Here is an 8,931-nt window from a genome sequence, read left to right on the forward strand (position 1 = left end):
TATTTCATTACTACGGAAATTTATACGGCAAGATAAACGTCCACGAAAAGCCAACTAGTAGAAGATATTATGCAGGAGAAAGAGAAATAGTCGAATGGAATAGAAGCGGTTTTCCTTTGATAGATCCAACCAATTGGCTAAATTTCCCTGCAAATACGACCGATGCGAATTTCATATCTTTGATAAACGGCTACGTAAATTTCATAGATTATAAAGAAAAAAGCGAAAATCCCGCCACGAACGGTAAATATTTTAGAATTTATCTGGATGACTATACCGCACAAGAGTGCTTTTTATCAGCCAAGTTAAGCACAAGAGGCTTTTTAAAGAGTATCCCGATAACGTATGAAGAATTAAATATATTTTTTAATCAACTGCAATCAAATCATGAAAGCGAGGATAAAATAATCAGAGAGATAAAATCGTTACTCGATGATAGAAACGCCTCGACGATAGATATAAAACCGTCTAAAATATTAAGCTACATAAAATACAATATAAAAGATCTCAAGCAAATTTACAAAGACAAATGTATAGCTCGCAAAGAAATCAATGAAGATGAGATAGCGTCTGTCGAGCTCGTAGTGGAAGATTCGTATCATCTCTTAGAGCAAAAGCCCGATATAAAAACTATGTTTGATAAGATAATAGACATGGGATTTAACTACGGCGGACTAATAAAAGACAGAAAAACGGGCAGAATACTAGCCGACAATACATACATCTACGAATTCTACCACTCTTGGCTGATTCAGGGTCTTACAAATGCTCTAGGGCCGGAATCCGGCGGTTCGTTTTGGATGTGTAATAAAAATGAAACTACCTCGATAGAAAAGTGTAATCAAAAAATGATAGTTGAGTTCTTTAGAAAGGATAGAAAATGAGAAAGCTTGAGATAGCTATACGTTAAACTCAAGCGCAAATTTGACTCGCCAAGCGGTCCGTCAAATTTGCAAATTATACTATCTCTAAAATCGCCGTGATGTCGGCCATGCCTTGCGTGTACATAGCTGATGTAACGAGTGCGTCCGCGCCTGTGGCGGCAAATTCCCTAGCGTTTTTTAGATTTATCCCGCCGCTTGCGACTAGGGCTGCGTTTGAGGCGATCTTGTCTCGCAAGTCTACTGCTCGCTTTACCGCTTCTGGCGTAAATTTGTCGCACTGCACGACGTCGGCACCCGCTCTTAAAAGCGCTTCGCAGTCGTCTAAATTTTCGCATTCAGCGGCGATTTTGCGCTCGGGAGCTTTTGCTTTAAAGGTTGAAATTTGAGCCAAAAACTCCTCATACGAGCCGTAAGCCTTGATGTGATTTTTGAAAAATAGCACGCTATCGCTCAAATTTAGCCTATGTATGCCGCAGCCGCCCTCAAGCACGGCTTTTAGGCAAAATTTCTTAGCAAACGGGAAGCTCTTGCGCGTGGCTAGGATTTCGCATTTTGGATTTACGCTTTTGGCGGCCTCGTTCATCGCTCTTGCGTAGGTGGCGATCTTGCAGGCGTATTCTAGGCAAATTTGCGCTAGTTTCCAGGCTTTGTGCACATTATCGTAGCTACCGCTGATTTTTACGATCGGCTCATTTGTGGCCGCGATGGCGGAGTTTGGGACGCAAATTTGCGTCTCGCAGTCTAGCAAACGCGCAATACCGGCCGCTACGTCTACGCAGCTAACCGTCACGTCCTCGCGCGGCAGTATGGTTAAAACGGCGTTTTTACGGATGCCTTGAAGCGAGGTCGTAAGATCAAAGTAGGGCAGATCCTCGCCGATGTAGGCTAAAATTTCCGCATCACTTATCTTGATCATCGCTTGCTAGCCTTTTTGCCTCGGCGTTTTTCTTATTTGCGTTTACGATCATGTTTCTAAAGATGCCGTTTTCGTAGAGGCCCGCGTGATAGAGCGAAAAACCCACAAACGCGACGCCTGAGGCTACGTGCCACTTTTTAAAGCTGCTTTTGTTTCTACCTTTAAGCCCCAGCGCCGTTAGGCAAACTGTGGCTAGAGTGACGCTCATGCCGATTTTTGCGACTTTTCTATGGGTTTGTAAATTTAAAAGTTGTCCGTTTATGTTCATTTTTTTCTCCAGCAAGTTGTGTTTGCGATGCCTATGCTCTCAGGGTCAAATTCCGGATTTAGCCCCGCTTTTCTTTGCGATTCGTAGTCTTTTAGGGCTTTTATCATGACCTTTGATAGCATAAAGATCGCAGCGATATTTATCGTAGCCATCGCCGCCATCGTGATATCGGCGATATTCCAGGCGATAGTTAGGTTCATCTGCGCTCCGACGAATATCATCGCGACCGCCGTTAGCTTAAAGGCTATGGCGATTTTGTGGTTTTTGGTAAGGTATTTGATATTTGCCTGCGCGTAGTAGTAGTTGCCGATCAGCGACGTGATAGCAAAAAGCACCACCGCAAGCGTCGTAAAGTGAAGGCCGATCTCGCCGTAGTACTCGCGCATCGCGGCCTGCACCAAAGGAAGCGCGGTGAGGATCTCGCCGCTAGCGCCGGTTTGCTTTGTGATATAGGCCTGCGAGAAAAGCACTATCATGCCGGAAGCCACGCAGATCGTCATATCTATAAAAACCGCCATCGCCTGCACGAGTCCTTGTTTAACCGGGTGGCTCGTGTGAGCCGCCGCGGCTGCGTTTGGCGCAGAACCCATGCCTGCTTCGTTTGAAAACAGTCCGCGCTTGATACCGTAGACGATCACGCTACCGGCAAATCCGCCAAATATCGCCTTAAAATCAAAGGCGCTTTTTATGATCATATCAAAGACGGCCGGAAGCTTGTCTAAATTTAAGCAGATCGCGATAAAGGCTAGCAGGATATAAGCAAGCGCCATAAAAGGCACGATGTAGGAGCTAACCTTGCCGATGACGTGGCTCTTGCTAAAAAACATCACCGCCGCAAATGCCGTTAGGATGATGCCGATACCCACGGGCAAGCCGCTATCGCTAAAGCTCGTAGCGCCCGCGCTTTGATCGTAGTAAATTTGAAAAGCAGAGGTCATGGTGTAGCTTTGTAGGCCGTTAAATCCGTATGCGTATGTGATGATGAGGATAACGGCAAAAAGGCTCGCCATCCACTTGATGCCTAGGCCGTTTTTGATGTAGTATGCCGGGCCGCCCTTAAAGCCCAATACGTCTTTGGTCTTGTAAATTTGAGCTAGCGTACTCTCGGCAAATGCCGAAGCCGCGCCCAAAAAGGCCATCAAACACATCCAAAATAGCGCGCCCGGTCCGCCCGCTACGATAGCCGCGGAGATGCCGGCGATATTTCCGATGCCCACGCGCGAGGCGGTGGAGATCATAAGCGCTTGAAACGGCGTGAGGTGGTGCTTGTTGTATTTGTCCTTTTTCTCGACCAAGACTTTGCACGCCTCGAAAAACATCCTAAACTGCACGAATCTAGTAATATAGCTAAAATAAATACCGGTAATAACGAGCACGATAACCAAAAAATAGCCGTATAAAAAGTCGTTGGCTAGCGACATCTCGTCGTTCATAAATTTTAAAATTTTATCTATCAACCGTCATTCCTTCAAATTTACTTCGCGCCTATCTTGACGCCTTTCATCGAATTTGCCAGCAGTCCGATCGTCGTACCGTTGTGTAAAACGGCCGTGGCGATAGGGTTAAAGAGACCAAATGTCGCGCCTGCTAGGATGAGCGAGTTTATGCCGACGGTAGCGTTAAAATTCGTATTTATCAGCCTCATAGTTTTATTTGCGACGTCTTTTGCGACGGCGACTGAGCCGATGTCGTCTTTTAGTAGACTGATGTCGGCGGTGGCTTTTGCTATGTCGGCGCCCTTTTGCATGCTGATGCCTACGTGCGCCTTGGTGAGGCTTGGCGCGTCATTGATGCCGTCTCCGACGAAGGCTACTTTTTTACCTTCGGCTTTTAGCTGCTCGATGATGCCTGCTTTATCGGTAGGTAGGCAGTTTGCATAGACTCTATCGATACCTAGCTCGCTTGCGACCTGGTCCGCTTTAGACTGCACGTCGCCAGTTAGCATTATCAGCTCTTTTACGCCTAGTTTTCGTAGCTTTGCTAGCGTCTGCGCGGCGTTTTCTCGCATGGTGTCGCGCATGGCGATGACGCCTAAGAGCTCTTTGTCGTAGCCTACGTAAAGTAGCGTGAGTCCGCTGTCTACTTCGCTTTTTATGATTTCTTCGTGTTTGCTAAATGAAATTTGCTCGTCGTCCTCTAAAAAATGCCGCGAGCCGATCACGACCTCTTTGCCGCCTACGTATGTTTTCACGCCGTGAGCGACGATAAACTCGACCTCGTCGTGGTGGATGTGGTGAAAGCCTATCTCGCGCGCGGCCTTTACGATGGCCTCGGCTACCGGGTGGAAGTAGTGCTCCTCAGCGCTTGCGGTCAAATTTAAGAGCTGCGCTTCGGTAAATTCCTTTTTAAACGAGTGAACCTTGACGACGCTTAGGCTGCCGTGCGTTAGCGTGCCTGTTTTATCAAAGACAAAAGTATCGGCGCTCGCTAGCGCTTCGATAGCTTTGGCGCCTTTTATCAGCACGCCGTTGCGGCCGGCTTTTGAGATGCTTGATTTAAATGCTACGGGCGTGGCTAGCTTTAGCGCGCAGGAGTAGTCCGCCTGCAAGACACTAGCCACGCGCGTCATGTCGCGGCTAAGCAGATACGAAACGCCGGCTAGGCTTAGTGTTACTGGCACTAATTTGTCGGCTAGTTTCGTAGCTTTTAGCCCGACGGCCGATTTTTCGTTTAGCGAGCTTTGGATGTAGGATTTTATCCTCGCAGTCGCGCTCTCGGCCGCTATGCTCTCGGCCCAGATTTTTATGCGCCCGTCCTCGACGACGGTTCCGCTCATCACGCGGTCGCCGCGCTCTTTTTTGACGGGTTCTGCTTCGCCCGTCATCGAGACTTGATTTACGCTTGCGGTGCCTTCGACGATGTAGCCGTCGATACCGATGCTCTCGCCTGTACCGACGACTACGATGTCGCCTATTTTTACGTCTGCGGTCGCGATTTTTTTGAGGGATTTTTTACCGTGATCATTTATCTCGATCCAGACCTCTTCGATGTTCGGGCGGGCTAGCTCTTTGATGAGGTCGTCGCTGCGGTGTACGGCGCTTTCTTCCATGTATTCGCCGATAGTTAGCATGAGATTTGTGCTATTTGCCGCTAAAAAGTCGCGCCTAGCTAAGCTCACGCCCACCGCAGTGGCTTCGAGCACCTTTGAGGTTATGCCCTCGTTTACGGCTTCGCTTGCGCCTTCTTTTAGTAATGGCGCAGCGGCTATCAGGCTAGCCATAGCTTTTACGCCGTTGCTGTTTATGAGAGGCGTGATGGCTAGAGCCGTTGCCGCCTTGTAAATTTCAGCCTTGCTCGGGCTATTTTTATGCTTGCTTAAATTTGCGATCGGCAAATTTTCGATGAACTCTTTGATCTCGTTTAAATTTGAGTCAAAGCCGACGATGATACTTTTTGCTTTTTTGTTTACCCTGACGCTTTTTGCGTACCTAAACTCCGAAATTTGAGCCTCCAAACGGCTCTCGTCGCAGTCCTCGCCGATGCGTTCGCAGACGAAGCGCACGCGGTTTTTAGTCAGGTGCGCGATGCGAACGTTATTTTTGGGAGTCAATTTCGGCCTTTACATCTTCAAATCGCTCTTTTAGTTCTTCAAATCCTGCTTGAAGCAAATTTGAACCCTTTGCGATAGCTGAAAATAGCGCTTTTTGCGCGTTTTCGTTTGTTAGCACGTATGCCACGACGCCGCCTATGAGCGCACCTTTTATAAAGCCTGCCGCATTAAAATTTGCAGGGATAAAGTCCTTTAGCGCGTCGTTTATGCCGCGGTCAAACGCGCTTGGCGCGCCGGTAGTCTTTACCGTCGTAGTCGTAGTCGTCGTGCTACCGTCGTCGTTTAGCTGATTTACTGTTTGAGTTTGATTGATGTATGGGTTTTTCATTTACTTTCCTCTAAATTTTTGATTAGTTTCTCCGTCGCAACCACGCCCGCGATACCTACGGCTACGGTGACGGCCGCGGCAAAATAGCGTGCAGAGACTAGTTTGTTTGACGCGCTAATGGCGCATGCCGTGACGATACCGCCTTGGATCGCGGTTTTGGTCGTTTTGACGACTACTTCGGCCTTGCTTGCGCTACCTTTTTTATAGTTTAGTATACCTACGCCGCCGGCTGCTATCGCGCCGATTAGCGCGCCGCTTATCATATGATCTACTGGGAGTCTGGTTGTTGATGTTAAATTCATTCTATACCTTTATTATTTTTCTAAATTCGGCTCAAGCGCGTTTGCGATGTCGTCGGCTAAAATTTTAGTCTCGGGAGCCGCTTTTGCCGGAGCTTTTTTGGCTCTTGGAGCTCTTTTTTTCTTGGTTTTTGTTTTTTCGGCTTCTTTGGCTGCCTCTTTTTGCGCTTTTTCAGCGGCTACTTCGGCGCTAGTGCGTCTTTTGCGTTTTTTAGTTTCGGTTTCTTCTTTGTTTTTTTTAGCGAATTTTTTCTCTGCATACTCTTTTGCTTCGCCTACTTTTTTCTCGGCAAATTCTTTTGCGTTTTCGGCAAACTCTTTGCCTTTATCTAGTCCGCTTTCAAGGGTTGATTTGATTTTATCTTTGTTGTTAAAAGCCGCGACGGCTAAACCTCCTAAGATTGCTCCTGCGATAAACGGTAATGCCATTTTTTATCCTTTATGTTGAATTTTATTCTTTATCTTTGTTTTTGTCTAAATTTTTACTTAGCATCATGCTGGCTAGTCCGCCTAGAGCCAAACCGCCAAAAAATGAAAAATTCGGATTGTTTAAAAGCGCGATAGCGTCCTCTTTGCTGCCTTGTCCCGAGCCTATGCGCTCTAGCGTTTGGCTGATTTGCTTAAAGCTATCCGAATCAAAAGCGTTTAAGATATTGTCGCTTGGATTTTGAGCCGTTTGCGCCTGCTCCTCTTGGCTTGCGTTATCCGCACCTTGAAACTGCGCGGCTAAAATTTGAGCTAGTTTTGTTTTGAGAGCCGGGATATATTCGTTATTTGACGTCGCCCAGAGCCTAAAGCAGACGTCTTTAAAGGTTTCATCGCTTATGCTGTCGGTCAAATTTTCATAAAATGCGTTTAACTCAAGCTCGTAGTTTAGGGCTTTTATAAAGCAAGCGTCAAGATCCTCGCACGCTAAAGCGCAAAAAACTTGCGGGTCGGCAGGATCTGCGTAGGACTTTAAAAGCTCCAGTCCGCTTTGTCTAACCGCTAAAATTTGATCAAAAATTTCATCTTTTTTGCAGACGTTTTCGTAAAATTTAATGCCCTGCGACTCTAGTAAAAACACCGCATTTGCGGCTTGCTTTAGCTCCTCGTTCATCTTGCGCCGCCGGTAGCTTTTTGAGCTAGGTTATTGATGAGGGCTGAGATTTCGTGCAAATTTTCGCCTTTTAGCAGATCGTCCCACATCTTTTTCGGGAAAATTTCGTGGTCGTATTCGATCGTTGCAGAACCGATTAGCTTGTTAAATTTGACGTTTTTTATGCCGTCTATTTGCTTGATCGTTTGATCTATTTTTTCTAACGGCAAGCTGTCCGCTTCTTTTTTGATATCGCTGCTGACGCGGACTCTTAGGCGGCCTGCGACGTGGTGGATCGGCGTAAAATACGAAGCTATGCGTAAGACGAGCTCCGATGGTATATGTGGCGCTGCGCTCATGTTTCTCCTTTGTTTTTTTGGCGTATTATCTATTTGCTACGCTTAAATTTAACTGAAACTTTTTTGCATATCGTTATCAAATCATTTTTGATAAAGAGGCGCAAAATAGGCTATTTGTTTTGGCACTTTGGACAAATTCCGTATAAAATCATCGCATGACCTTCGAGTTTAAAGCCTGAGTTTTTACAAATTTGCTCTTGTTTTTCTTCTATATATTTATCGAAAAAACTTTCCGCCGCACCGCATTTTATGCAGATTAGATGGTCGTGATGCGACTTTAAATTTAGCTCGAATTTATTTATCCCGTTCTCTTCAAAGCTAAGAACGAGTCCGAAGTCCTGCAAAAAATTTAAAAACTGATAGATCGCCGTGAGACTCACGTTTCGTCTAAATTCGCTTTTGATCTTGGTTTGTATCTCGCTTGCGCTAAGATGCTCGTCGCTGGAAAATAAAATTTTTAAAATTTGCTCTTTTGCAGCGGAATTTTTATATCCGTAATCCCGTAAAAGCTCTAAAAATTTCATATAAAATTTATCAAAAGTGTGCATTTTGCCGCCGTTTCAGCCGATTAAAATTACTTTTTATTATAGTAAAAAAAGCTGATAATGCGATAAATTTAAGACCAATTCTCAAAAAATGGAGATTTTGACTAAGCGGTTATAAAGGTTATTTTGGCATAATTCCGCAAAAATTTTAAAAGGGAAGCCATGACATACGACGAACTAGAGCTTGAGGCGGTTTTGCTAGAGGTTTTGGAAAACCGAGGCAATTTTGAATCGCTTGACGATGAAGAGCTTTTCGAACTTATCGAAGAGGTCGCAAAATATACCGACGGAGATTATGAAGAGGCGTTTGAGTATATGACTCAGTTTTCGCCGATTAATAAAAAAAGATTCGTCTCTCTTTATACGGTTTAGCCGCTAGGCCAAACCGTTTTTTCCTTTTAATTATTTAAAATATTTATTCAATACTTCTTTTAGCGTTTTTGTATATCTAGAATCTTTCGGAGAGTTGTTATAGATATCTTCCATATCGTACATTCTGTCATAATAATCATACGTAGCCTCTTTATCGACTGCTATTAAAGACGTGTTTATGCTAACGCCTGCAAAAAGGCCCCTGCTTTTGCCCCTTAACGTAGCCCAAGCTGAAATTTCAGGTAGATCGGTCATAACGCCTGCTTTTTCGCCTGCACCTAGTACCACGGCATCTGCACTAAGATCGATTTGGCCTTTGCCGTTTATTAGTC

At 45.4% G+C, this 8,931-nt stretch carries 13 protein-coding genes; 2 read left to right on the plus strand and 11 right to left on the minus strand.

Going from position 1 to position 8,931, the window contains the following annotated elements:
- Positions 1-884, plus strand: an 884-nt coding sequence (locus tag Q0338_RS05030) for a hypothetical protein (RefSeq protein WP_298085803.1), incomplete at its 5' end; no start/stop codon positions are given.
- Positions 885-957: 73 nt separating this feature from the next.
- On the opposite strand, the gene modD is transcribed toward Q0338_RS05030, so the two are convergent.
- From modD to Q0338_RS05080, 10 genes are all read right to left on the minus strand, one after another.
- Positions 958-1,800: a ModD protein gene (gene modD / locus Q0338_RS05035; protein ID WP_298085804.1), complete on the minus strand. Its 843-nt coding sequence runs from the start codon at positions 1,798-1,800 to the stop codon at positions 958-960.
- Positions 1,784-2,068 carry a helicase gene (locus Q0338_RS05040; protein WP_298085805.1) on the minus strand — a complete coding sequence of 95 codons (285 nt, stop codon included), beginning with the start codon at positions 2,066-2,068 and terminating at the stop codon, positions 1,784-1,786. The genes modD and Q0338_RS05040 overlap by 17 nt, the downstream gene beginning before the upstream one ends.
- Positions 2,065-3,501, minus strand: coding sequence for an alanine/glycine:cation symporter family protein (locus Q0338_RS05045; RefSeq protein WP_298085812.1), 1,437 nt, complete (start codon positions 3,499-3,501; stop codon positions 2,065-2,067). The genes Q0338_RS05040 and Q0338_RS05045 overlap by 4 nt, the downstream gene beginning before the upstream one ends.
- 41 nt (positions 3,502-3,542) lie before the next feature.
- A complete protein-coding gene (locus Q0338_RS05050; protein WP_298085806.1) occupies positions 3,543-5,618 on the minus strand; it encodes a heavy metal translocating P-type ATPase in 2,076 nt (691 codons plus the stop codon).
- Entirely contained in the window at positions 5,602-5,946 is a 345-nt protein-coding gene (locus Q0338_RS05055; RefSeq protein ID WP_002952117.1) for a hypothetical protein, read from the minus strand. Before Q0338_RS05055 ends, Q0338_RS05050 begins: the two co-directional genes overlap by 17 nt.
- A complete protein-coding gene (locus tag Q0338_RS05060) occupies positions 5,943-6,248 on the minus strand; it encodes a Cys/Met metabolism pyridoxal-phosphate-dependent enzyme (RefSeq protein ID WP_298085807.1) in 306 nt (101 codons plus the stop codon). The genes Q0338_RS05055 and Q0338_RS05060 overlap by 4 nt, the downstream gene beginning before the upstream one ends.
- Before the next feature lie 12 nt (positions 6,249-6,260).
- A complete protein-coding gene (locus Q0338_RS05065; RefSeq protein WP_298085808.1) occupies positions 6,261-6,674 on the minus strand; it encodes a hypothetical protein in 414 nt (137 codons plus the stop codon).
- A 22-nt stretch (positions 6,675-6,696) separates the two neighbouring features.
- Positions 6,697-7,344: an aminotransferase gene (locus Q0338_RS05070; RefSeq protein ID WP_298085809.1), complete on the minus strand. Its 648-nt coding sequence runs from the start codon at positions 7,342-7,344 to the stop codon at positions 6,697-6,699.
- Positions 7,341-7,682: an HMA2 domain-containing protein gene (locus Q0338_RS05075; protein WP_297940988.1), complete on the minus strand. Its 342-nt coding sequence runs from the start codon at positions 7,680-7,682 to the stop codon at positions 7,341-7,343. Before Q0338_RS05075 ends, Q0338_RS05070 begins: the two co-directional genes overlap by 4 nt.
- Positions 7,683-7,792: 110 nt before the next feature.
- On the minus strand, positions 7,793-8,230 hold the full coding sequence (locus tag Q0338_RS05080; RefSeq protein ID WP_298085810.1) for a transcriptional repressor: 438 nt from the start codon (positions 8,228-8,230) through the stop codon (positions 7,793-7,795).
- A 159-nt stretch (positions 8,231-8,389) separates the two neighbouring features.
- Between Q0338_RS05080 and Q0338_RS05085 the strand changes: the two genes are divergently transcribed.
- Positions 8,390-8,599 carry a hypothetical protein gene (locus Q0338_RS05085; RefSeq protein ID WP_002945385.1) on the plus strand — a complete coding sequence of 70 codons (210 nt, stop codon included), beginning with the start codon at positions 8,390-8,392 and terminating at the stop codon, positions 8,597-8,599.
- A gap of 30 nt (positions 8,600-8,629) precedes the next feature.
- Here Q0338_RS05085 and Q0338_RS05090 read toward each other — a convergent pair.
- Positions 8,630-8,931: lipid-binding SYLF domain-containing protein (locus Q0338_RS05090; protein WP_298085811.1), on the minus strand; the 302-nt coding region annotated here is incomplete at its 5' end.

Origin of the sequence: uncultured Campylobacter sp. (assembly GCF_938018145.1) — a bacterium.
Lineage (GTDB): Bacteria > Campylobacterota > Campylobacteria > Campylobacterales > Campylobacteraceae > Campylobacter_A.

Bases quoted from the DNA above. Each gene is read 5' to 3' on its own strand.
- Q0338_RS05065 (WP_298085808.1), bottom strand. From the start codon at position 6,674: ATGGCATTACCGTTTATCGCAGGAGCAATCTTAGGAGGTTTAGCCGTC.
- Q0338_RS05055 (WP_002952117.1), bottom strand. From the start codon at position 5,946: ATGAAAAACCCATACATCAATCAAACTCAAACAGTAAATCAGCTAAAC.
- Q0338_RS05045 (WP_298085812.1), bottom strand. From the start codon at position 3,501: ATGAACGACGAGATGTCGCTAGCCAACGACTTTTTATACGGCTATTTT.
- Q0338_RS05040 (WP_298085805.1), bottom strand. From the start codon at position 2,068: ATGAACATAAACGGACAACTTTTAAATTTACAAACCCATAGAAAAGTC.
- modD (WP_298085804.1), bottom strand. From the start codon at position 1,800: ATGATCAAGATAAGTGATGCGGAAATTTTAGCCTACATCGGCGAGGAT.
- Q0338_RS05060 (WP_298085807.1), bottom strand. From the start codon at position 6,248: ATGAATTTAACATCAACAACCAGACTCCCAGTAGATCATATGATAAGC.
- Q0338_RS05070 (WP_298085809.1), bottom strand. From the start codon at position 7,344: ATGAACGAGGAGCTAAAGCAAGCCGCAAATGCGGTGTTTTTACTAGAG.
- Q0338_RS05085 (WP_002945385.1), top strand. From the start codon at position 8,390: ATGACATACGACGAACTAGAGCTTGAGGCGGTTTTGCTAGAGGTTTTG.
- Q0338_RS05075 (WP_297940988.1), bottom strand. From the start codon at position 7,682: ATGAGCGCAGCGCCACATATACCATCGGAGCTCGTCTTACGCATAGCT.
- Q0338_RS05080 (WP_298085810.1), bottom strand. From the start codon at position 8,230: ATGCACACTTTTGATAAATTTTATATGAAATTTTTAGAGCTTTTACGG.